The organism is Mesorhizobium sp. M0185 (assembly GCF_040322175.1).
GTDB lineage: Bacteria > Pseudomonadota > Alphaproteobacteria > Rhizobiales > Rhizobiaceae > Mesorhizobium.
Genome location: NZ_JAMYSY010000030.1, coordinates 47,525 through 67,446, shown reverse-complemented (window position 1 = coordinate 67,446; position 19,922 = coordinate 47,525). Strand labels below are relative to the sequence as shown.

Below are 19,922 nucleotides of genomic sequence, written 5' to 3'. Positions count from 1 at the left end.
CGCCAGCGCAAAGAAACGCCGCGTCACGTCAGATAGCTTCTACTCATCTGCAATGGTTGAGAGATAGGAGATTGACATGATCACGCGACGCGAAGCCCTCTTCGGAGCAGCGATTGGCGCTGCCGGCGCGGCGGCGCTGCCCGCATTTTCGGCAACGGTGACAAAGGCAGACCTTCGCGGGCTCCCTCGCGAAAAGATCAAGCTCGTCGCACCGCCGTTCGTGCATCCGCACGATCAGGTCGCCAAGGGCGGACCAAAAATCGTCGAGTTCACCATGACGATCGAGGAAAAGCCTGTCGTAATCGATGCCGACGGCACGACGCTCAACGCGATGACCTACAATGGTTCGATCCCTGGCCCGCTGATGGTCGTACATCAGGACGACTATCTCGAGCTGACGCTCATCAATCCCGACACCAACTCACTCGCCCACAACATCGACTTCCACGCTGCGACCGGCGCTCTGGGCGGCGGCGGTCTCACGCTGATCAATCCCGGCGAACAGGTGACCTTGCGCTTCAAGGTGACGCGAACGGGAACGTTCGTCTATCACTGCGCGCCTGGGGGCGCGATGATCCCTTGGCATGTCGTCTCCGGCATGAGCGGCGCAATCATGGTCCTGCCGCGCGATGGGCTCAGGAACGACAAGGGCGAGCCGGTCAAATACGACAAGATCTTCTACATCGGCGAGAACGACTTCTATATTCCGCGCGACGAGAAGGGCAATTTCAAGAGCTACGAATCGGCCGGTGACGGTTACGACGACATCGTCAAGGTCATGCGCGGGCTGATCCCGACGCATGTCGTGTTCAACGGCAAGGTCGGATCTCTGACGGGCGACAACGCCATGAAGGCGAAAGTCGGCGAGACCGTGTTGATCGTCCATTCGCAGGCCAACCGCGATACGAGGCCGCATCTGATCGGCGGGCACGGAGACTATGTCTGGGAACAGGGCAAGTTCGCCAACCCGCCGGCCAAGGACTTGGAAACCTGGTTCATCCGCGGCGGTTCGGCGGGCTCGGCGCTCTACACGTTCCTGCAACCGGGCATCTACGCCTACGTCAATCACAATCTGATTGAGGCTGTGGAACTCGGAGCGACCGCTCACTTCATGGTCGAGGGCGAGTGGGATGACGACCTGATGACGCAGGTAGAGGCGCCTAAACCCATCGTCACCAACTGACGGCACTCCAATTTGCCCGGGCAGCGACGCTGTCCGGGCATGGACGAAAGCCATGCCTCCTTTCATCTTGAAGGTTCTCTCGGTCGCCCTGGCCGCCGCTGCTGTTCCGGTGGGGCTCTCGATACGGGCGGTCTTCGGGGATAGACAACACCATCCCATCGCCAAGACGGTCACCTTGCCCCCTGGTTCGATCACCTATCCGACTCCGGGCGAGTTCCTGAAAGAGGGACGCCCGCAAGGCAATCCCCGCCTCGAGCGGCAACTCAACAGACCTCTCGAGATGATGGCCTATCAGGTCAGCGCGGCCGACTACGCGAACTGTGTGTCGGCTGGAAGCTGTCAGCCGGCACAGGAGACGCACGCGATCCCGAGCAATGCTCCGGTGACAGGGGTGAGTTATCTCGATGCCAATGCCTACGCCCGGTGGTATTCGGAAGTGACCGGCGGCCAATGGCGGCTGCCATCCGATGAAGAATGGGCCTTTGCCGCCGCGGAGCGGTTCGCCGGCGAATTTGAGGGGGTCGAAAACGACGCCAGCAACCCCGCCAGACGTTGGCTCACCAGCTACAAGGCCGAGGTGGACCTTAATCGCAAACCGGACCCGTTGCCCAAGAGCCGTGGCTCTTTTGGGTTCAATTCCCTGGGCCTCGCCGACTTTTCCGGCAATGTCTGGGAGTGGACTTCGACCTGCTATGTCCGCACCACGTTGGCTGCGGATGGAAGCGGTGTTGCGAGTTCGGTCGACAATTGCGGCGTCCACGTCCTTGAAGGGCTTCACAGAGCCTACATGTCGAACTTCGTCAGTGACGGGAAAAGCGGAGGCTGTGCCGTTGGCACGCCTCCCGACAATCTGGGATTCAGATTGGTCCGGGACCATTCGGGATGGGCAAGCCGGATCCTTGGCTGGCTTGGCATCGTCTGAAAAACAGGAATAGCGGGCCACGTCTTCTCGACCGTCGCGAGCCCGCCCGTCGCCCTTCCCTCGCCTCACCGTGCCTTGGGTGTCGTCAACGCGGTTCCGTGGATCAGGAGGAAGCCGGCGAATGCCGCCATCCATGCGGCGCCGGCCATATCGATCACCGCGTCTGAGGGGACGAAGGCGGCCAGGATTCTCAATGATCCCGCGAGAAGGAGGACTACGAAGATGAACGAGGTGCCTTTCCCGGCCTTGAGCTCCCACCCTGTGTGCCCGAGCGTTGCGCGGGTCATCACGGCAAGCGTCATTGAGCCGACCGCACCAGTGCCGAGCGCGTGAAGTCCTGCCGCCGCCGGGACGGCATCCGGGAAGAAGATCGACGCCGAGACAAGGGCGAGACCGATGGGCACGAAAGCATAGGCAAGATGGAGGATGAGCACGAGCGGATCCCGCAACGTGCGTTCACCAGCCCAGCGCGACAGACGCCACGCCTGACAGATTGCGGCGACGGCCATGAGCATTCCTGAGACACTGTTGCCGGGGGCGAACGTCCACGCTCCCAGCGCGATGGCTGAGATGGCTAGCGATGCGATGTCGAAACGATCGAACGGCACAGGCAGCCTGCCAGGATTTTTGCGTACGAGCCAGTTGCGCGTGAAGCTCGGAATGATGCGCCCGCCGATCAGCGAGATGAGCATGATCGCCGCGGCCATCCCGAGCCTGCGGCTGATGTCGGATGTGCCTTGAAGGTGCGCCTCGATGTGGAACGCGCTGTTGGCGCAAGCCAGGACGGCAAGCGGCAGCAGTACTTTCAGATTGCGCCAGTTCCGTCCCGAGACGATTTCGCGTGCCGCCGCCGTGGCGACCGCAAGCAGAAAAGAACCGTCGATCACAGCGGCTGCTTCCCAACCGATATCCGCCGAGAAGAAGACAGCGATACGGCCCGCTAGCCACAAGACAACCAGCGCCAGCAGCGGCAGGCCTTGCACAGGCAGCCGGCCGGTCCAATTCGGGATCGCGGTCAACAGGAACCCGGTAACGATCGCAGGCAGATAACCAAACAGCATCTCGTGGACATGCCAGTCGACGGGAACGAATGCACTGTGGGCATTGAATTCGCCCGCATAAATCGGCAGCCAAAGCAGAATCGAGAGTCCGGCATAAAGCGATCCGAGGAAGAAGAAGGGCCTGAACCCGTAGGAAAGAAACGCGGGCCCGGCGTATGCCCGAAGGCGTGGAATCCCCATGACTATATCCTCAAATGAAAAGGGCCGGATGAACCGCCGCCCTCGGTTCGTCCGGCCCGCGCCCGCCCCCTTTGTGGCAGGCAGGCATGCTGGTCAGTTGGCCGGGACCTGGGTAAACAGGTCGGCAAACACCGTCTTTGCCTTCCCCGCATGTTTGACCGTCTTGGCTGTGTCGAGGTTGACCGGCTTGCCGACAACGATCAGCGCGACCATGCCCATGCCGTAGTGAGGCGCGCATTTGACGCCGTACACACCTTCCTGGGTCAGTGTGACGGTGATCTCCTCGTTGGGCTTCCCCTTGAAAGGTTCGGCGCCATCCGGGATCATACCCTTGATCGACTCCGCATCGTGGCCCTTGTCGATCGGCACGAACTTGACGGTGTCGCCGGGTGCCGCCTTGACGAAGGCCGGCTGGAAAACCATGGCGCCTTTTTCGCCCTTGTTGAGCATTTGCACCACATGCTCTTCCGCGCTTGCGCCGCCGGCGAGCGCGAGGAGGGAGATTGCGGCAGCGAGGATGGAGAGTTTCATCGATTTGTCCTTTGTTTCGTCTTCGCGGCATTGCGCCGTTCCATGCCATTTAGCTTGATGCGGCCGGGGACAATTTGCGCTGGCGCAAACTCGGGATAAGAAAGGTCTCCCGCACGACTGATGCGGAACCGTAGGGCTGTGAGGGATCCGCTTGGCTGCGTTGGATCGATCGGTGATTTCTGGACTGCCCCTCTTCCAGGGGCTTACGCCCGACGAGCAGAGCGAGATCGTACAAAATGCGCGGTCGTCTCGTTATGCCAAGGACACGGCGATCTTCGAGCAGGAAGCCGAGGCCCATTCGTTTTTCGTGCTGATCGCCGGGCACATACGCGTTGTCCGCACCACGCCTGACGGGCAGCAGGTCATCGCCAGATACATCAGTGAAGGCGAAATTTTTGGCGTCGCCGCAGCACTAGGGCGAACGACCTACCCCGCCAGTGCGGTCGCCGCGGTGGACTGCGTGGTGCTGGCCTGGCCCAACGCTCTCTGGCCGGACCTGGCGCGACGGTTCCCCGTGTTTGGGGCAACCACCTACAGGACGGTTGGAACCAGGCTGCAGGAGACCCAGACGCGGGTGGTGGAGATGTCCACGGCACAGGTGGAGCAGCGGGTTGCCCATGCGCTACTGCGACTGGCGAACCAGACCGGCCGAAAGACCGACAGCGGTATCGAAATCGACTTCCCGATTTCGAGGCAGGACATTGCCGAGATGACAGGAACGACGCTGCACACCGTAAGCCGTCTGCTCAGCAAGTGGGAAGACCACGGAATAATTGTCAGCGGGCGCCAGAAAGTCACCGTGAAGGATGCTCATCGCCTTGTGGTTCTCGCCGAGAACCGGGACAAGGGCTGACCTTCAGCTTTCGCGCCGAACAGCCGATTCCAGGTCCAAAATGAAGCAGGTCTGGTTGATCCGATGCTCGCGGCATGCTTCGGCCACGGTATGGAAACTGCCGATCGGGCAGCCCACGCAAAGCATCCTGTAGTTCACCACCACGGCCACCGTTGCCGGCCATTTTCTCATGATCTCGTCAACGACCATATCAGAGTTGATCGAACTGCGCTGCTTCACGATGAAGTCTCCGCGATATGCGAGGTCTCGTCATAAATCGCGCGCGGGCTGCCTTCGTTGCGCTTTCGCAACTTTGATGAGCGTCTGCCAGGAAAACTAGACGAACGTCATGACCACGATTGCACCGACGACGATCAGAACAAGCCCGCCGATCAGCATAGGGAGCAGTGTGTTGTTCAGGTCGACGCTGGACGAATTGCTTGGCCATCGGTGTGTCGTTTTTGTTTGAGTCAGTCATGCTTGTCTCCACGGACAGGCAGACGCGCATCGCGCGGCGTTGCGGCTGATTGTGGGTTTACCCACGCTAATTGGGATGCGCAGCGCGCGATCCATGAACAGCGCCGCAACCTCGGGTGGGCAAATGCCGTGCACGGTTGCGCGAAACAGCTTTAGCCAACGCCGGAAATGCGCCACTCCAAGGCCGGAGATCGCCAGGTGTGGCGGTAATGGACGGCCTTCATAACGGGACGACCGGAGCAGCGTAGCGGACCAGAAGTCGCACATCTTAGCCAGATGACGCGGCCACACCTCAGGCTGGATAGCGTCATGAAAGATGGGGCCGAGAAGGTCGTCGCGGCGAATCTTGTCATAGAAGCCGTGAACCACAAGACGGATCATGGCCTCGTCAAGCACGTATGGCAACGGAGTACCAACGATCGTTCTCTTGCTCCGAGCCTTCGCAGTCATGTGCACGTCCTTGCTTTTCGAGGGCCCAAAGACCTCAAGGTGATACCCGCCCTCAAACAGGCCCGCGACGCGCCGAGTGAAGTCGCGTCTACGATGGGATCGATGCATTTGCTTTCAAAGGAGGCCTTTGTCGGCATAGATCGGATCGCATCTGAAAGCCGGCGCCTCGCAGTGTCATTAGCGGCGCGCCTCTGCGGGGCATCGCTGCAGGTTCCTGTCATGGCAGCCTTGATAACAAGCGGGCAGCCCGTGGGGCCAGTCGGCTGTTTACATGAAAGTGGAGTTGCAGGCATTCGCGGCGGCCTTGGTGACGCGAACTGCGGTATGCCTGCGTAACGCTCTATCGGTGGCCGGCTGCGTGCTGCAGCCGTGCGATCAGGTCGCGGTTGCGGCAATAGTCTGGCGGATCATCAGCTTGCTGGTGTTCATCAAGCCAAGTCGAGCATTCATCCTGGTGCCCGCAGGAGCGACACCGGTCCACCGCCCGATTGGTTACGCCAACATGGTCCGGAACGACCTTCAATTGTTTGTCGACGCCGAGCTTCTGCATCATGCGGCCCATCAAGGCGGTCCTGGCGTCAACTGAAATCAGGTACTCGAGAAAACTCATGTCGTTTTACTCCCGTTTCCCGGCAGATCATCGCCATGTCGGCGACAGCTGCATTGATCTCGGTCAACAGGCCACTCCCTCTCGTGGCGACTGGGGCTGGCGTGAATGCCGCAAGGTGGCAACTTTGAAGTTCCTATGTGACCGGCGGTTATACGACATAAGGGTGCAGCCGGCAGGCCGATGGGGTGAGCTCCGAAAGGTCCAGCAGGCTCGACCGCGACTATTTGGCTTCATGGGTTTTCCGTGTGCAGAACGAGCAATGGATGGTAACAAGACTGCGTTGCGGGTTCCCCGATCATAGGACTTGATTTGGACGACAAACAACCACGTAACTTGTCGACTGGTGTTCGCGCCGAAGGGCGGGGCACGGCCGAACACGACCGGCTCTCCCAGATGTTTGAGCAGGCCCCTGGTTTCATCACGTTGATGCGTGAGCCGGGCCACGTCTTCGAGCTGACCAACGCCGCCTATCAACGCCTGATTGGCCAGAGGCAAGTGATAGGAAAGTCGGTACGCGAAGCCCTTCCCGAGCTCCCAGGCCAGGGTTTCTACGAACTGCTGGACCAGGTGTACGAAACGGGCGAGCCCTACAGAGGTCAGGGCGTAAAGGTCACTCTTCGCAACAAGGATGACGAGCCGGTCGAAGAGCGCATCCTCGATTTCGTCTATCAGCCCATCAAAGCCGACGATGGTCGCATCACGGCCATTTTTGTCCAAGGCACCGACGTCAGCGAGCTCTCCTTTGCGAACGCGGCACTTCGTTTGCGTGAAGATCATTTGCGCTCGATCCTGGCGACGGTGCCCGACGCAATGGTCGTCATCGACGAACAGGGCAGTATTCAATCCTTCAGCACGGCTGCCGAAACGCTGTTCGGTTACCAGTCGAGCGAAGTCATCGGTCAGAACGTCAATCTGCTGATGCCGTCACCCTACCGCGAAGAGCATGATGCTTATCTGCACCGGTATCTATCAACCGGTGAGCGCCGGATCATCGGGCTCGGCCGCACCGTCACTGGAATGCGCAAGGATGGCTCAACTTTTCCGATGGAACTTTCTGTCGGTGAAATGCATCCTGGAACCGGCCGCTTCTTTACCGGCTTCTGCCGCGACTTGACGGAGCGCCACAGAGCAGAGGCAAGGATACAGGAGCAGCAGCAGGAGCTTCTCCATATGGCGCGGTTTACCGCGCTAGGCGAAATGGCTTCGACACTTGCCCACGAAATCAACCAGCCCCTCACGGCAATCACGAACTACCTGAAAGGCAGTCGCCGACTTCTCGAAAGAAGCACGGAAGAGAATGCGCCGATGCTGAGGGAAGCCGTCGAAAAGGCAGCGGAACAGGCATTGAGGGCCGGAGACGTCATTCGCCACCTGCGGGATTTCGTCGCAAGAGGCGAGAGTGAGCGTCAAGTCGAACGCCTGCCGGCGATTATCGAGGAAGCCTCGTCACTGGCACTGGTCGGCTCAAGAGAAATAGACGTGCGTGTCAGCTATAAGCTCGATCCGGCCGCCGAACTGGTCTTGACGGACCGCATCCAGATTCAGCAGGTCCTGCTGAACCTGATGCGCAATGCGATAGAAGCCATGCAAGGCGTACCACGCCGTGAGTTGCAAATCATAACCGTGGCCCGTGATGACGGCATGGCTGAGGTAAGCGTGATCGACACAGGCACTGGTCTCGCGCCGGAAGTCTCCGCCCAGCTTTTCCAGCCATTTGTCACCACTAAAAAGCAGGGCATGGGCGTCGGCCTCTCTATTTGCCGTACGATCGTTGAGTCGCACGGCGGTCACATCTGGGCCGAGGCAATGCCGTCCGGAGGAACCGCCTTCCGGTTCACCTTGCGCATCGTGGAAAAGGAAGAGGTCGCCAGTGGCCGATAGCCATCTTGTGCATGTGGTCGATGACGACGTCGACGTTCGCAAATCGCTTGGTTTTCTGTTGGCGACGGCTGACTTCGCTGTGCGCCTGTACGAATCGGCGACAGCTTTTCTGGCTACGGCCACGAGCAGTCTTGACGGCTGCATCGTGACCGATGTGCGCATGCCCGGCATTGACGGCATCGAGTTCCTGCGGCAGCTCCGGACCCGCGGGCATACTATTCCGGTCATTGTCATGACAGGCCATGCCGACGTGGCGCTCGCTGTTCAGGCGATGAAGGAAGGTGCCGCCGATTTCATCGAAAAGCCGTTTGACGACGAGGTGCTGATCGAGGCGATCCGCTCCGCTTTGGACAATCGCAACCAGGCGGATGCTACACACCCACAAAGCGTGGAAATCCGCGGTCGTCTGGCGGCCCTGTCCGAGCGAGAACGACAGGTGCTGGACGGTCTTGTGTCCGGCCTGCCAAACAAGACGATTGCTTACGATCTTGGCATCAGCCCGCGCACGGTCGAGATCCATCGCGCCAATGTCATGAGCAAAATGGCCGCGAGCAGCCTGTCGCATCTCGTGCGCATGGCATTGGTCGTGGAATCCAAACGTTAAGGCGAGTCACCATGAGACTTGTGGTTGTTTGCCGGGATCCTATCCGGCATCCAGTCGCGCCAGTGGGTCGGGTGGATGTCAACGCGTGAGCGGGTGGCGGCGTTCTTCCAGCCTTCCCGCTCCTTTATGCAAGGGAAAACAAGGGTATGTTCGCCGTCCTCGTCGAGGACGGCCAGTTCGAGCTCACGACCGAACGGAGCGCTTGAGATTGGCTTCCACATCATCCCCTATGATGCGTGGAAGCGGCAGGGCCCCGCCTTGATCTGGATCATTTTTCAGAAATCGCCCACTCCCGCATCGACACTGACAGCGTGGCGTGGCCGCCATGCGAATGACGAGACCGGCCAGACATGGTCGTTGGGTCGCCGTGGGATGACCGACTCCTTGATCGTGATCAATCACCTCCCTGGCAGCAGGCGCTATGATCGAGATTCAAACGAGATCCGCGATGCCGGATAGCAGAGTCGATGAAGCACGGCGACACCCTTGCAGTCACGAAACACAGGAGATCGCGTTGATGTTGATCCGTACGCTTTCCGCCTTGGAATGTACGAAATTGCTAACGGCCAATCGAGTCGGCCGCTTGGCATGCGCGAAGGACGGGCAGCCTTATGTCGTCCCGCTGCACTATGCCCACCCGGACAATCACCTTTATGCATTTTCCATGTTGGGCAAGAAGATCGACTGGATGCGGGCCAACCCGCTGGTGTCCGTCCAGGTCGACGAACGCGGCCAAGGGCGGGGATGGAGAAGCGTGGTTGTCGACGGCCGCTATGAAGAACTGCCTGACCATATCGGCTGCAAGGTTCAGCGCGACTATGCATGGTCAGTGTTGAGCAGGCACGCCAACTGGTGGGAGCCAGGTGCCCTCAAGCCAGTGACGCCTGCCGTTTCGGACAGCACTCCGCACGTCTTTTTCAGGATCCTCATCGAGCAGGTGTCGGGCCGGGAAGCAAGCGAGTGAACCGTTCCGCCCGCTTGGGTTTTGCAAAGCAGGGGCCGCCAGCAGTCTGAGCTGTCCCAGCCGTTTTCACCTTAAGGTCCCCGTCGTGGCCAAAAGCATTGGACATGCGAGGCACTTGGCGACGGCGATCTCCCACGCACATAAAGATGATACCAATGGTGAATGGTTATGGCTCAGCAGAATCTGGTGGTTTGCAGCAAATGCGGTGGGGTCAACCGCCTGCCGCCGGCCCGCAGTGCCAAGAATGCGAAATGCGGAAAGTGCGGGAACAGGCTGTTCTCAGGTCACCCTGAAGACGTCAACGGTCGGATTTTCGATGACCACATCACGCGCAGCAGTATCCCCGTTGTCGTCGATATCTGGGCCCCATGGTGTGGCCCGTGCAAGATGATGGCGCCGGCATATGAGACGGCAGCGAACGAATTGGAGCCGGATGTTTGCCTGATCAAGCTAAATTCCGACAATGAGCAGGCCGTTTCAGCCAGGCTCGGCATTCGCAGCATCCCGACCATGATCCTGTTCCATGGCGGGCGGGAGGTCGCGCGCACATCCGGCGCAATGACGGCCGGGCAGATCGTCAGGTGGGTTCGCGACCACCTGCCGATGGCCACGGCCTGAAAGCAGCCACACCATGGATTCGCTCATCGCCCGGCTCGGTCTCGCTTTGGCAATAGGCCTGCTCGTGGGATTGCAGCGCGGCTGGCGGGAACGGGACGCGCCTGATCGCAGCCGGACGGCCGGAATTCGAACTTTCGGCATATCCGGTCTGCTCGGCGGTATTCTCGCAGCTCTGGCCGATGCGCTCGACGCAGTTTCCGTCCTAGTCGGCGGCTTCGTCGCCTTTGCGGCAATCTTCGCCTGGGACAAGGCGCGTGAGGCCGCCCATGACGAGGACTTCAGCGTTACTGCGGTGATCGTGTTCGCGCTCGGTGCGCTTTCGGTCGCCGGTGACTACCGCGTCGCCGCAGCCGGGGGGCGGCATTGGCGGCGGTCCTTGCCAGTCGCGAGATCCTGCACGGCCTCTTGATCGGCTGACCTGGGTCGAGCTTCGTTCTGCGCTGATCCTGGCCGTGATGACCGCGATCGTTTTGCCATTGCTGCCAAACCGGACGATGGACCCGTGGGTTGGCTTCAACCCGTGGGAAGTCTGGTTCCTCACGGTGCTGATGGCGTCGATATCGTTCGCTGGCTATGTCGCCGTTCGCGTTCTGGGAACCACGCGCGGGCTGCTCGTCAGCTCGCTCGCCGGCGCCATCGTCTCTTCCACCGCCGTGACCATGGCACTCGCTGGCGGCAATGGTTTCGGTGCTGCGCGTTTGCGCCGTGGTGCTGATCGTCGAGCCAAGCGTTTTGGTCGTGATGGGCATTCCGGCGATTGCCGCGGCGCTCTCCTTCGCGGCTCTCGGAGCATTGCTGCTGACTCGAGACAGCGGGGATCACGAAGGCGGCGCGATCGCGCGCAATCCGTTCGAACTAGGGCCGTTGCTGCTCTTCGCCCTGCTCTTTGCGATTGTCGCGACCGCGAGCGCTGCATTGGCTGCTCAATTCGGCGGACGCGGCTTGCTGGCGAGTTCGGCGCTTGCGGGCACATTCGATGTCGATGTCTCGGTGCTCAATGCTTTGCGCCTGGTCAAGCATTCGGTCCCTGTCGAGACCGGTGGGCAGGCGGTGCTCGCGGCACTGGCAGCAAACGCGATCGGCCGCCTGTCGCTGGCAGTATTTGCCGGTCCGATGAGGTTTCTGGTTGCCGCTGGCAGGTGCAACCCTGATCGCCGCAATAGCCGGTTACGGTGCGGTGTTGCTGCCACTGACCTTCCGATAGCGCCGAGAACCGGCCTCTTTTGATGCCGATCAAGGGCCAAGCCGTACAGCCGCTCTATGAAACTCCGCGAAGGAGTGCGCCATGATCAGCTTGAAGGATCTTACCCCGAAATTCCGACACGTCCGGTTGCTGCCAAGACGCCTCAGAGGTAACTCATGCCGCGACGACGCATCTTGATTGTTGTCGGCCATCCTGACCCGTCCCCGGACCGGCTCTGCCGTGGTCTCGCCAAGGCCTATGCCGAAGGCGCGGAACAGGCGGGGCATGTCGTCCGCCGGATCGATCTCGCGGCGCTCGATTTTCCCATGCTTCGGACGATGCAGGAGTTCGAGCACGGCGCGATCCCCGACAGCCTGAAGGACGCCGCCGAAGCGATCGTCTGGGCGGAGCACATCGTGTTTGTGTTTCCGCTGTGGCTCGGAACCATGCCGGCCATGCTTAAGGCGTTTCTGGAACAGGTTATTCGGCCGGGAACGGCGTTTGCCTATCCGGACAAGGGCGGAGGCTTCACCAAGACGCTGCTTCGCGGCCGCTCCTCTCGCGTCGTGGTGACCATGGGCATGCCTTCCGTTCTTTACCGGCTCTGGTTCCTCGGCCACGGCATTGCCGGCATGCGGCGCAGCATCCTTCATTTTGTCGGCATCAGTCCGGTACGCGAGACGTTGTTCGGCATGGTCGCGGGTGCCAGGGATTCGACACGGGCGAAGTGGATCGAACAAATGCGCAAGCTCGGTGGCTTGGCGCTTTAGCCACGATCAATCAGGTAAGATAAGGTCGGCCGTGGTTGTCCAGCCACCGAATATTTGATCGCTCAAGCCGCGCGACTCCACCGGGCTTTGTCCGGCGCGACAGCTCTAAGTAGTTTTTCATGGGGAAAGCCGAGTTTCGCGACCCGCGGATTTTCGTGCGGTTGTTGTGCCACGGATCAATCGGGAAACAGCCATGCGCGCCTGCGCCGACTGGTGAGAGCCGGTGCCGCCAGGAGACTGAGCTATCCTAGCTGTTTTTACCCAATGTCACCCAAGGTGCCAAAAGCATTCCAAACCAGCGCTTCGGCCTGATCTGGCCAGGGAGACGGGCCGAGGCTCAGGCCGTGGCCTGCCACCGGTCTTTCCGAAATGACCGGCTGCGTCTTTCGCCATCCGGCGAGTACACCAACGCGCGTAGACATCCAGCGTGATCCCGAAAGACAATTCAAAAGACAAATCGGAGCCGCGCGTAGGCTACGAAACGGTTAGTCCTGGGATCATTATCAATCTTTTAGTTCGCAAGCGGCTACGAAGGCGAGCGCCGGCACCATGCGCTGCCCTCTCCCCCTGCGATTGTTCTTTCGATCGGCGACAGCAACGAACGATCTGTGAGGCGGTACCGCCCCAAGCGGATGTGGTATCACTGTCTTGGTACGTCGGATGACGGGATGAGGCCGGCGCCAGCCAGGAACGTGCGAACTGCCATGCGAACATCCTGCTGCTGTCCAACCAGAAGATGTCCGCCAGTGTCGTAGACGACCAGTTTGGCACCCGGGATCTTGGCTGCGGCGAACTCAGCTGCCGGTAGCGTGTCAAACAGGTCGTCGCGCGCAGAAATAATGAGCGTCGGCGCAGTAATTACTTCCAAGGGCAGTTCATGCAACGCAGGGGTGCTGTCGATGTTGATTCCAGGGAAGCGCAGCGACAACGGCTCAACGCTCTTGACGATGCTCATGACGCGGTCCCGTTCGGCCCGAGGCGCAGCCGCAACCAGCGCTGGCGGAACGCCGAGGAAGCGAACGAGCACTGACGGTGCGATCTTCTCCGTGGCCCACCATGCGAAATCGCCGCCCGCATTGACGACCCAGAAAGCGAACTTGTTGCCGCGGCTCGCTTCAATCGAGACCGGATTGGTGGGCGAATAAAGACCTGGGACGATCAGAATGAGAGCGGTGACCTTGTCCGGGTGCCGGAGTGCGAGCTCGACCGCAGAACGCGCGCCTGCCGAAACACCGACGACCATCGCTTTGGGTACGTCCAGTTTGGATAGCAACGCCGCATGCGCATCGGCCTGCGCGGCTGGAGAGGTATCCTGCGGAACGGGGGTGCGCAGATAGCCAAAGCGCGACGGCGCGATGATCCGAAAGCCCTCACCCACAAGATCTGCTGCATTGGCAAGCCCTTGGTCAAAGCCGCCGCCGGCGCCGTGGATCGATAGGAGCGCAGTACCCACACCAATGTCGGCGTATTCGATCGGGCCTATGTCGAGGTTGGCGACCACGCCGCCTCGGCTGGCGGCGTCGCGCAGGCGGCCAAGCTCGTTCTTGTAAAGCAAGAAAACGACTCCGGCCGTTGGTATGGCGATGACCATGGCCAGCAGCAAACCGCCAATTCGACTCATTGCAAAAGCTCCACAAAAGGACGGACGAATATTGGCCTGTCTCGCTTGGAAGCAGGTTGATTTACCTCAATATCCCTGAGTGACAGCATCGGTCGCTGTATTTGGATGCTGTCAATTGTGGGATACGCAGCCGGTCCGGCGCCCCCTCCTCTCCCGGGTTGTGCATCGTACATCCCGAAAACCGTTCGGCTCTGCTCCCAACGGCCTGACGATCCAGGCCCTGTGCAGCACTGGGCCAGACCGCTAGCGCCTCTGCGCTAGGTAGTTTCCCGTAGGGACATAACCGAATTTCGCGACCCGCGGATTCGCGCGATTGCTGCGTCGCGGATCAACCGGGAAAACAGCCATGCACGCCCAATCGACCTCCAGAATTTCACTGCCGTCACACTCCGTGCAGTCGAGCCTGCCTGCGGCATTCGATCTGACACCGCTACAGCCGGTCAGCTTCTTTCCCTCCGGTTCGGAAATCTATGCCCAAGGTGAAAAGGCCGGAGCCTTCTACAGGGTCGAGTTTGGCGCCGTCCGTGTTTACCGCCTGCTTGCGGACGGTCGCAGGCAGATAAGCGCCTTCCATCTGGCTGGAGAGACATTCGGCTTCGAAGCCGACACCACCCATCATTTCTTCGCCGAAGCCATCAATGCTACGAGTGTCCGCGTCTTCCGCTTTACCAATGGTGCGGATATCTCCCGTCAGCTGCTGCCGTTGGCTCTCAAGGGCCTGACGAGAGCGCAGGAACATCTTTTGGTCCTCGGTCGCCAGAATGCCATCGAACGCGTCGCCGCGTTCCTGGTCGACATGGCGGAGCGGCAGGGCGGGTTGCGACAGGTCGAACTGCCGATGTCGCGCATGGATATCGGCGATTATCTCGGCCTCACCATCGAGACCGTATCACGGGTTTTCACCCGGCTGAAGGACAAGGGCGTCATCCGCCTGCTCAATCTGCGCAGCATCGAGATCGTCAGGCACGACGCGCTTCATGCGATGAGCGAATGAGCTGCGTCGACATCGAATAACCGTTTGTTAGGCATGTCTGAGACCGTGACGGGACTGTTTCCAAACGTTCGTCGACGGTTGTCGGAGCGGTCGGTACGGAGCCGGTATGCATCATCTTCCGGTAGTAGTGTCAGGACGATCTTGTACGTCTCTGGCGCGCTGGTCACGTTTGCCCTTATTTTTGTGACGCTTGAAGATGTGGCCATGGTGGCGCGCGATCTCGGGTTCGAACAATTCCTTGCGACCGGCTTGACTCGCTCGAACGTGCCCTGTTCGTCGTGCTCCATCAGTGCGGAGTAGCCGACGACGTCCAAAGCAAGAATTGCAGCAAGCTTTCGGTCCATGACCGCGCCCCCACACTTGGCAGCATCACACTGCGCGCCTCACTCGGTCTTACGCGGCAGTGTCGGTGACGCTTCCCAAAGCGGCGCGGAGACTTCCGGCGTCTCGCTCCTAACATTAGACATATCTAAAGCGATGTCGAGGGGCCGTCTGAGTCTCGCGGCAATTTCTGCTCTTACCCATCTCTCGCCCCTTGCCCCCCAATCCTCCAGGCGTGTTTTTCGGATGGCCCGCGGCGTCGAAGCCCACCGGTCCGTGCTAGAGCCGCGAGAGTGGTCAGCCCCCGCTGTTGGTCACCATGGATGAACCTCTGGCGCTCCGGCGCTCCAAGTCCATCCCGATTTCAAGGCCGGCATATGGCGCGGCCGCGACCTCGGTCGCCGAGCTGTATGGGATGGCAGGTCTGACTTCAACGGCCGACATGCGGCGCAACTTCGACCTACAGCGTCGTTGCCTGCAAGGTCTGCTGTTGGGAAGCAGCAAAGCTGATCTTACGGCTGACATTGGGGGCATTGCCGCCGCTATCTAACAACCGCGACGGGGATGAAGAAGGGCAAGCAGTGTGGTGGAAGGAGTAGGGCCTCCGTCCACTTGCTATGCGTCGAAATGTGCATATATTGTGCATATGAGAGGTCGGAGATTTGTCATGGCCCACGCACAGCTCGCACATTCCACGGTGATTTCAGGCTTTGTCGATAGCCTGCAGGAGCCGCGCACGCCTTATATCTCGCCGAAGCGCCTGTCGCAGGCGCTTGGCGTGAAGGTGGCCAACTTGGCCCAGTTGACCGGTGTCCACCGCAACACGCTCCGCAACCCCTCATCGGAGCGCCTGCAGGGCCGGATGCGCGAGATGGTGAAGGTGATCTCGGCGGCGACGGAACTCACCGGCGATGTCAACAAGGCGATCTTTTGGTACCGCAATGAACCGATCGCCGACTATGGCCATCGTACCGCAGCCGAGCTCGTCGCCGACGGCCAGGTCGAGGCGGTTCTGGCCTTTATCCGGGATCTCGAGAATGGGGCGCGCGGGTGAGGATCACCCGCATGGGTCCAGACGAAATCTTCCATCGCTATCTGACTCCCAAATGGGCTTTCCTGCCCACCAGCGGTGCAGGCGCGGCGATGGACGGCGGTCGTTTCAACCGGCCGGGCATCGAAGCACTTTATCTGTCGCGTGCGACCCAGACGGCGCTTGATGAATACAAGCAGGGTGCCAGCATCACCCCGCCCGCCACCCTTGCCGCTTACAAGATCACGCTCGCCGAGGTGGCCGACCTTTCGCAGGGGTTCGATCCGGACATCTGGGATGGGCCGTGGAAGGAGTGGGATTGTGCCTGGCGCCAGGTCGCTCGCATCGACAAGAAGATCCCGCCGTCGTGGAAGCTCGCGGATCTGGTCATCACCGCCGGGCTTCGGGGCATCCTTTTTCCGTCGCTGCGTCACGCCGGCGGTACCAATCTGGTTATCTTTCCGGCCAATCTTGTCGACGGCGACCATGTCGCGGTTCACGATCCCGATCAACGGCTGCCGCACGACCAGTCGTCCTGGTCCTGAGTTATCGACTATCTCTGGGATCGCAACGCGACGACGCCCCCGTCACGGCGCTTGGTCCCCAACGACACCGTCCTAGCCGTCGCCCTCCCCGCGCGCCAGCCCGGCTGGAATATCGCCGGCCAGCAGCTTCTCCTTCGACAGCAGCCCTGCGTCCTCGAGCGCCTCGAAATCCGGTAGCTGGCGCAGCGTGTCGAGCCCGAACTGCGACAGAAAAGTTTTCGTCGTCACATAAGTATAGGGCGCGCCAGGTTGCGGCGAGTGCGGACCCGAAGCGATAAGATCCTGCGCGCGCAGCATGCCGATCAGGTCGCGCGACACCTCCTTGCCGAAAAAGCTGGAGAGCTCGCCACGGGTGATCGGCTGGAAGTAGGCAATGCACATCAAGACAAGCGCCTCCGCCTGCGGCAGTTCTTTTGCCCCCTCGCCCGCTGCCGTGCCGAAGGCTGCGTGAATGGCATCGCCAAAAACCTTTCTGGTCCGGTGCTGCCAGCCGCCGGCGACCGAGACCAGCTCATAGGGGCGACCGGCGAGCTCGGCGCGGATGTCGTCGATGATCAGCTCAAGATTGCAGTTCTTGCCGACGACCCGCGCCAGCACCTCGCGCGGCACTGGTTCGCTTGCCGCAAAGACAACCGCTTCGACGCGGCCCATCCACTCGCGCCAGCGCAGTTCGGCCGGTAAATGTTCGAGCTCGGTGTCGAGCAAGGCCGGCTGTTCGTTCGGCTTGCGGCGGGCGGAGGCTTCGCCCATCGCTAGAGTCCAAACAGTCGGAACGAGGCGCGGCCGGTGAGCTCGCGCAGCGCCTCGAGCTTTGCAGCCGCTCGAACAGGCGCCGCGCCGCAAACCGCGACAGTCTTTTGGTCGTCAGCGATCCGGAGAGGGCGCCGTCGTCGAGCAGTCTTTGGATCACATCGCCCGCCCCCCTTTGCCCTGAGCTTCGGTGCGACGGCGATGAGCCGCTTCGCGCGCCGCGACAGCTCGGCGGCCAACCGGCAGGCGTCCGCCGCCGCCTGCGCCAGCGCCAGGCACACTGCCCGCTCGAACCCTTTTTCGCCTGGCCGGATCCGCTTGCCGCCGCCAGGCTTGGACCGAAACGCCGGGCCAAAAACGTGTGCCATCAGCAGCGGCAGCGGGCGCGGCCAGCGCAGGTTTTGCGCTAGCACCAGGTCGGCGAGCCGCCAGGCAAAAAGCTCGGCGTCGGACTGCATGGCGACGACGTGAGCGGCGATTGCCGCCGCGGCGAACGGCGCCGGCCGCCCCGAGCGCGCCAGGTCGTCGATGTGTTCACAAACCGCGGTCAGCGCCTCGACGTCCCAATGGAGACCCAGCTGGTCGACGATCTTTTCGAGCTGATCGGCGCTGGCGGGGGGCGGCTGCCCGGGCCAACTGCCGCCAGGCGCCAAAGGTGGCGCCGGCGGGGCCCGGATCGGCTCCGGCCTGGCGCAGATGCCATGCGTCGCGCAAGGCGGCCTCGTCCTCCGAGCGCCCGGCCAGCCGCATGCTGGCGGCGCATTTCAGCGCCAGCCGCTGGCGCCAGGCGCCGGCCCAGCCGGCTTGCGTGCGCGCGAGCGTCTCGAGCGTGCTCAAGGCGGGCGCCGGCACAGAAGGCGGCGTCGGCGTCTCCGGTGCGCAATACCACCTGCCAAAGGACTTCTGGGCGGCCGTCAAGCGGCTCAGCATGCGCCAAATAACCGGCCTCTTGGGCTACCCCAACATCTAAGGGAAGCAGCGCGCGCGGGTTGTCCGCGGACAACTGCCAGTGTCAGAGGGTCAACTCCCGGGTCAACTCCACTCATGGTTAAACGTTTGTAAAATGTTTACGAATCGGACCATACTGTAACTGCGCAGTTTGAATGAAATCTGCATCAACTGCGTAGTTCGAGGCGAGCAATGCTACAAACATATATGCAAACTAGCGGGCAGGAACACCTGCCGTCGATGTTGTCCGCGGATTCTATCGAATTGTCACGGCAGCTTCAGTTGCACCAACAAAAGATCTTTCCCCCAGCCTCCCAAAAAACAATCCGGCATTTCACACCTGCAGAAGCGGCGTTGTCACGGTAACCCTTGTCAGGGATCGCTGCGATAGATGCGGGGAATGAACACTTCGCAGATCAGCTACAAACGGCATCGGTTCCCACCCGAGATCATCGCCCACGCGGTATGGCTGTATTATCGATTTCCGCTGAGCCTGCGTCATGTCGAAGAAATGCGGCTGGAGCGCGGCATGATCGTTTCCTATGAGACGATCCGTCGGTGGGGAAAGAAGTTCGGGCTGGACTACGCTCGGCGCCTGCGCCGCAAGCAGCCCAGTTGAAATGATATCTGGCACCTCGACGAAGTCGCCATCACGATCGCCGGCAAGAAGCATTGGTTATGGCGGGCAGTCAACCAGGACGGCTATGTGTTCGACGAGATCGTCCAGACCCGGCGCAACACCAAGGCCGCCAAGCGCTTGCTGACACGGCTGTTGAAGAAGCAGGGCCAGGTGCCGAAGCGCATGATCACCGACAAGCTCGGCTCCTAGGGAGCAGCGCGGCGTCAGGTCATGCCGGACGTCGAGCACCAGTCGCACAAGGGCTTGAACAACAGAGCGGAGAATTCGCATGTGCCACTGCGAAAACGAGAGCGTATGATGCAAGGCTTTCGATCGCCGGGGAGCTTCCAGCGTTTCGTCTCGACCTTTTCTGCAGTCCGCAATCTCTTCGTCCCGCCCCGTTCAAAACGCTCCGCCTTTCAGATCCATCTTCACCGCCTGAATGCCATGGCGCAATGGAAAGCTGCTGCCGGCGTGATCGCCTGAAATCATTCCCAAAAGTCACAACGACAGCCCATCTCTGTTTATGTGACATCACCTGTTTTCCTTCCTCGACGCGCTGCAATTGCAAATCCAAGGCATCGGCATAGCCATTCCCTACCAATATATGTTGATGATGCCCCATGTTGCGGCGATCGTCGCGCTGATGATCCGTCGCTCGCGGGCCAGCGCCCCGGCCATGCTCGGCGTGCCGTACGCATGGGAATAGGGCAGCGCTGTCCGAAGCCGCTGCTCGCTTTCAGGGTCGACATCGAGCGTGTCCAAGCTTGTTTGGAGGCGATGAAAGCGAAGCTTGCCGGCTTGATATTTGCGGGGAATAGGGTTTGT

General features: G+C 60.9%; 23 protein-coding genes and 5 pseudogenes. 16 read left to right on the top strand and 12 right to left on the bottom strand.

What is annotated here, in order from left to right:
- Positions 1–76: 76 nt before the first annotated feature.
- Positions 77–1,183, top strand: coding sequence for a copper-containing nitrite reductase (gene nirK / locus NKJ20_RS22110; protein ID WP_352746912.1), 1,107 nt, complete (start codon positions 77–79; stop codon positions 1,181–1,183).
- 67 nt (positions 1,184–1,250) lie between these two features.
- Positions 1,251–2,105, top strand: a complete 855-nt coding sequence (locus tag NKJ20_RS22105; RefSeq protein ID WP_352746909.1) for an SUMF1/EgtB/PvdO family nonheme iron enzyme — start codon at positions 1,251–1,253, stop codon at positions 2,103–2,105.
- 65 nt (positions 2,106–2,170) lie between these two features.
- Here NKJ20_RS22105 and NKJ20_RS22100 read toward each other — a convergent pair whose 3' ends face one another.
- Positions 2,171–3,346 carry an NnrS family protein gene (locus NKJ20_RS22100; RefSeq protein ID WP_352746906.1) on the bottom strand — a complete coding sequence of 392 codons (1,176 nt, stop codon included), beginning with the start codon at positions 3,344–3,346 and terminating at the stop codon, positions 2,171–2,173.
- Between the two features lie 93 nt (positions 3,347–3,439).
- A complete protein-coding gene (locus NKJ20_RS22095) occupies positions 3,440–3,877 on the bottom strand; it encodes a pseudoazurin (protein ID WP_352453046.1) in 438 nt (145 codons plus the stop codon).
- A gap of 151 nt (positions 3,878–4,028) precedes the next feature.
- Between NKJ20_RS22095 and NKJ20_RS22090 the strand changes: the two genes are divergently transcribed.
- A complete protein-coding gene (locus NKJ20_RS22090; protein ID WP_352453047.1) occupies positions 4,029–4,730 on the top strand; it encodes a Crp/Fnr family transcriptional regulator in 702 nt (233 codons plus the stop codon).
- A 3-nt stretch (positions 4,731–4,733) separates the two neighbouring features.
- Here the strand turns inward: NKJ20_RS22090 and NKJ20_RS22085 are convergent, their stop codons facing one another.
- Entirely contained in the window at positions 4,734–4,949 is a 216-nt protein-coding gene (locus NKJ20_RS22085) for a DUF1858 domain-containing protein (RefSeq protein WP_352453048.1), read from the bottom strand.
- 234 nt (positions 4,950–5,183) lie between these two features.
- Positions 5,184–5,636: a group III truncated hemoglobin gene (locus NKJ20_RS22080; protein ID WP_352746904.1), complete on the bottom strand. Its 453-nt coding sequence runs from the start codon at positions 5,634–5,636 to the stop codon at positions 5,184–5,186.
- 158 nt (positions 5,637–5,794) lie between these two features.
- Here NKJ20_RS22080 and NKJ20_RS22075 point away from each other — a divergent pair.
- Positions 5,795–5,937 (top strand): annotated as a pseudogene (locus NKJ20_RS22075) (c-type cytochrome); the annotation flags it as partial.
- Between the two features lie 39 nt (positions 5,938–5,976).
- On the opposite strand, the gene NKJ20_RS22070 reads toward NKJ20_RS22075, so the two are convergent.
- Positions 5,977–6,186, bottom strand: a complete 210-nt coding sequence (locus NKJ20_RS22070; RefSeq protein WP_352746949.1) for a DUF6455 family protein — start codon at positions 6,184–6,186, stop codon at positions 5,977–5,979.
- Between the two features lie 453 nt (positions 6,187–6,639).
- Between NKJ20_RS22070 and NKJ20_RS22065 the strand changes: the two genes are divergently transcribed.
- From NKJ20_RS22065 to NKJ20_RS22040, 6 genes and pseudogenes are all read left to right on the top strand, one after another.
- The gene (locus tag NKJ20_RS22065) at positions 6,640–8,127 is read left to right on the top strand and encodes a PAS domain S-box protein (protein ID WP_352746946.1); all 1,488 of its coding nucleotides are present in this window, start codon (positions 6,640–6,642) and stop codon (positions 8,125–8,127) included.
- Positions 8,117–8,731, top strand: a complete 615-nt coding sequence (gene fixJ, locus NKJ20_RS22060; RefSeq protein ID WP_352453051.1) for a response regulator FixJ — start codon at positions 8,117–8,119, stop codon at positions 8,729–8,731. The genes NKJ20_RS22065 and fixJ overlap by 11 nt, the downstream gene beginning before the upstream one ends.
- Before the next feature lie 517 nt (positions 8,732–9,248).
- Complete coding sequence (locus NKJ20_RS22055; RefSeq protein ID WP_352746945.1) at positions 9,249–9,695, top strand: pyridoxamine 5'-phosphate oxidase family protein; 447 nt, start codon at positions 9,249–9,251, stop codon at positions 9,693–9,695.
- 168 nt (positions 9,696–9,863) lie between these two features.
- Positions 9,864–10,313: a thioredoxin TrxC gene (trxC, locus tag NKJ20_RS22050; protein WP_352746901.1), complete on the top strand. Its 450-nt coding sequence runs from the start codon at positions 9,864–9,866 to the stop codon at positions 10,311–10,313.
- Between the two features lie 13 nt (positions 10,314–10,326).
- Positions 10,327–11,517: pseudogene (locus NKJ20_RS22045) on the top strand (MgtC/SapB family protein).
- Between the two features lie 155 nt (positions 11,518–11,672).
- Positions 11,673–12,266 carry an NAD(P)H-dependent oxidoreductase gene (locus NKJ20_RS22040; RefSeq protein WP_352746898.1) on the top strand — a complete coding sequence of 198 codons (594 nt, stop codon included), beginning with the start codon at positions 11,673–11,675 and terminating at the stop codon, positions 12,264–12,266.
- A 640-nt stretch (positions 12,267–12,906) separates the two neighbouring features.
- On the opposite strand, the gene NKJ20_RS22035 is transcribed toward NKJ20_RS22040, so the two are convergent.
- On the bottom strand, positions 12,907–13,887 hold the full coding sequence (locus NKJ20_RS22035; RefSeq protein ID WP_352746895.1) for an alpha/beta fold hydrolase: 981 nt from the start codon (positions 13,885–13,887) through the stop codon (positions 12,907–12,909).
- A 346-nt stretch (positions 13,888–14,233) separates the two neighbouring features.
- On the opposite strand from NKJ20_RS22035, the gene NKJ20_RS22030 reads away from it, so the two are divergent.
- Positions 14,234–14,881: a helix-turn-helix domain-containing protein gene (locus tag NKJ20_RS22030; protein ID WP_352746893.1), complete on the top strand. Its 648-nt coding sequence runs from the start codon at positions 14,234–14,236 to the stop codon at positions 14,879–14,881.
- Here NKJ20_RS22030 and NKJ20_RS22025 read toward each other — a convergent pair.
- Positions 14,863–15,225, bottom strand: a complete 363-nt coding sequence (locus NKJ20_RS22025; RefSeq protein ID WP_352452834.1) for a hypothetical protein — start codon at positions 15,223–15,225, stop codon at positions 14,863–14,865. The genes NKJ20_RS22030 and NKJ20_RS22025 overlap by 19 nt on opposite strands.
- A gap of 644 nt (positions 15,226–15,869) precedes the next feature.
- Here NKJ20_RS22025 and NKJ20_RS22020 point away from each other — a divergent pair.
- Together NKJ20_RS22020 and NKJ20_RS22015 are read left to right on the top strand one after the other, a co-directional pair.
- Positions 15,870–16,256, top strand: a complete 387-nt coding sequence (locus NKJ20_RS22020; RefSeq protein WP_352452825.1) for a hypothetical protein — start codon at positions 15,870–15,872, stop codon at positions 16,254–16,256.
- A gap of 11 nt (positions 16,257–16,267) precedes the next feature.
- Positions 16,268–16,777 (top strand): RES family NAD+ phosphorylase, encoded by a 510-nt coding sequence (locus NKJ20_RS22015; RefSeq protein ID WP_352746891.1) that lies wholly within the window; start codon positions 16,268–16,270, stop codon positions 16,775–16,777.
- Between the two features lie 72 nt (positions 16,778–16,849).
- Here the strand turns inward: NKJ20_RS22015 and scpB are convergent, their stop codons facing one another.
- The 4 genes and pseudogenes from scpB to NKJ20_RS21995 all read right to left on the bottom strand — a co-directional run bounded on the left by scpB (position 16,850) and on the right by NKJ20_RS21995 (position 18,379).
- Positions 16,850–17,428 carry an SMC-Scp complex subunit ScpB gene (gene scpB / locus NKJ20_RS22010; RefSeq protein ID WP_352746888.1) on the bottom strand — a complete coding sequence of 193 codons (579 nt, stop codon included), beginning with the start codon at positions 17,426–17,428 and terminating at the stop codon, positions 16,850–16,852.
- Positions 17,337–17,687, bottom strand: a complete 351-nt coding sequence (locus tag NKJ20_RS22005; protein ID WP_352746885.1) for a hypothetical protein — start codon at positions 17,685–17,687, stop codon at positions 17,337–17,339. The genes scpB and NKJ20_RS22005 overlap by 92 nt, the downstream gene beginning before the upstream one ends.
- A pseudogene (locus tag NKJ20_RS22000) lies at positions 17,593–18,180 on the bottom strand (DUF1403 family protein); the annotation flags it as partial. The gene NKJ20_RS22005 and the pseudogene NKJ20_RS22000, both read right to left, overlap by 95 nt.
- On the bottom strand, positions 18,062–18,379 hold the full coding sequence (locus NKJ20_RS21995; protein ID WP_352746942.1) for a DUF1403 family protein: 318 nt from the start codon (positions 18,377–18,379) through the stop codon (positions 18,062–18,064). The gene NKJ20_RS21995 and the pseudogene NKJ20_RS22000, both read right to left, overlap by 119 nt.
- On the opposite strand from NKJ20_RS21995, the gene NKJ20_RS21990 reads away from it, so the two are divergent.
- The 3 genes and pseudogenes from NKJ20_RS21990 to NKJ20_RS21980 all read left to right on the top strand — a co-directional run bounded on the left by NKJ20_RS21990 (position 18,276) and on the right by NKJ20_RS21980 (position 19,580).
- On the top strand, positions 18,276–18,497 hold the full coding sequence (locus NKJ20_RS21990; RefSeq protein ID WP_352452833.1) for a hypothetical protein: 222 nt from the start codon (positions 18,276–18,278) through the stop codon (positions 18,495–18,497). The genes NKJ20_RS21995 and NKJ20_RS21990 overlap by 104 nt on opposite strands.
- 170 nt (positions 18,498–18,667) lie before the next feature.
- Positions 18,668–18,829: pseudogene (locus NKJ20_RS21985) on the top strand (plasmid partitioning protein RepA); the annotation flags it as partial.
- Positions 18,830–18,875: 46 nt separating this feature from the next.
- Positions 18,876–19,580 (top strand): annotated as a pseudogene (locus NKJ20_RS21980) (IS6 family transposase).
- A gap of 111 nt (positions 19,581–19,691) precedes the next feature.
- Here NKJ20_RS21980 and NKJ20_RS21975 read toward each other — a convergent pair.
- Entirely contained in the window at positions 19,692–19,859 is a 168-nt protein-coding gene (locus NKJ20_RS21975) for a hypothetical protein (RefSeq protein ID WP_352746882.1), read from the bottom strand.
- Positions 19,860–19,922 lie beyond the last annotated feature (63 nt).

Bases quoted from the DNA above. Each gene is read 5' to 3' on its own strand.
- NKJ20_RS22055 (WP_352746945.1), top strand. From the start codon at position 9,249: ATGTTGATCCGTACGCTTTCCGCCTTGGAATGTACGAAATTGCTAACG.
- NKJ20_RS22100 (WP_352746906.1), bottom strand. From the start codon at position 3,346: ATGGGGATTCCACGCCTTCGGGCATACGCCGGGCCCGCGTTTCTTTCC.
- NKJ20_RS22030 (WP_352746893.1), top strand. From the start codon at position 14,234: ATGCACGCCCAATCGACCTCCAGAATTTCACTGCCGTCACACTCCGTG.
- NKJ20_RS22080 (WP_352746904.1), bottom strand. From the start codon at position 5,636: ATGACTGCGAAGGCTCGGAGCAAGAGAACGATCGTTGGTACTCCGTTG.
- NKJ20_RS22020 (WP_352452825.1), top strand. From the start codon at position 15,870: ATGGCCCACGCACAGCTCGCACATTCCACGGTGATTTCAGGCTTTGTC.
- NKJ20_RS22025 (WP_352452834.1), bottom strand. From the start codon at position 15,225: ATGGACCGAAAGCTTGCTGCAATTCTTGCTTTGGACGTCGTCGGCTAC.
- NKJ20_RS22070 (WP_352746949.1), bottom strand. From the start codon at position 6,186: ATGCAGAAGCTCGGCGTCGACAAACAATTGAAGGTCGTTCCGGACCAT.
- trxC (WP_352746901.1), top strand. From the start codon at position 9,864: ATGGCTCAGCAGAATCTGGTGGTTTGCAGCAAATGCGGTGGGGTCAAC.
- nirK (WP_352746912.1), top strand. From the start codon at position 77: ATGATCACGCGACGCGAAGCCCTCTTCGGAGCAGCGATTGGCGCTGCC.
- NKJ20_RS22040 (WP_352746898.1), top strand. From the start codon at position 11,673: ATGCCGCGACGACGCATCTTGATTGTTGTCGGCCATCCTGACCCGTCC.
- NKJ20_RS22065 (WP_352746946.1), top strand. From the start codon at position 6,640: ATGTTTGAGCAGGCCCCTGGTTTCATCACGTTGATGCGTGAGCCGGGC.
- NKJ20_RS22095 (WP_352453046.1), bottom strand. From the start codon at position 3,877: ATGAAACTCTCCATCCTCGCTGCCGCAATCTCCCTCCTCGCGCTCGCC.
- NKJ20_RS22035 (WP_352746895.1), bottom strand. From the start codon at position 13,887: ATGAGTCGAATTGGCGGTTTGCTGCTGGCCATGGTCATCGCCATACCA.
- NKJ20_RS21990 (WP_352452833.1), top strand. From the start codon at position 18,276: ATGCTGGCGGCGCATTTCAGCGCCAGCCGCTGGCGCCAGGCGCCGGCC.
- NKJ20_RS22015 (WP_352746891.1), top strand. From the start codon at position 16,268: ATGGGTCCAGACGAAATCTTCCATCGCTATCTGACTCCCAAATGGGCT.
- scpB (WP_352746888.1), bottom strand. From the start codon at position 17,428: ATGGGCCGCGTCGAAGCGGTTGTCTTTGCGGCAAGCGAACCAGTGCCG.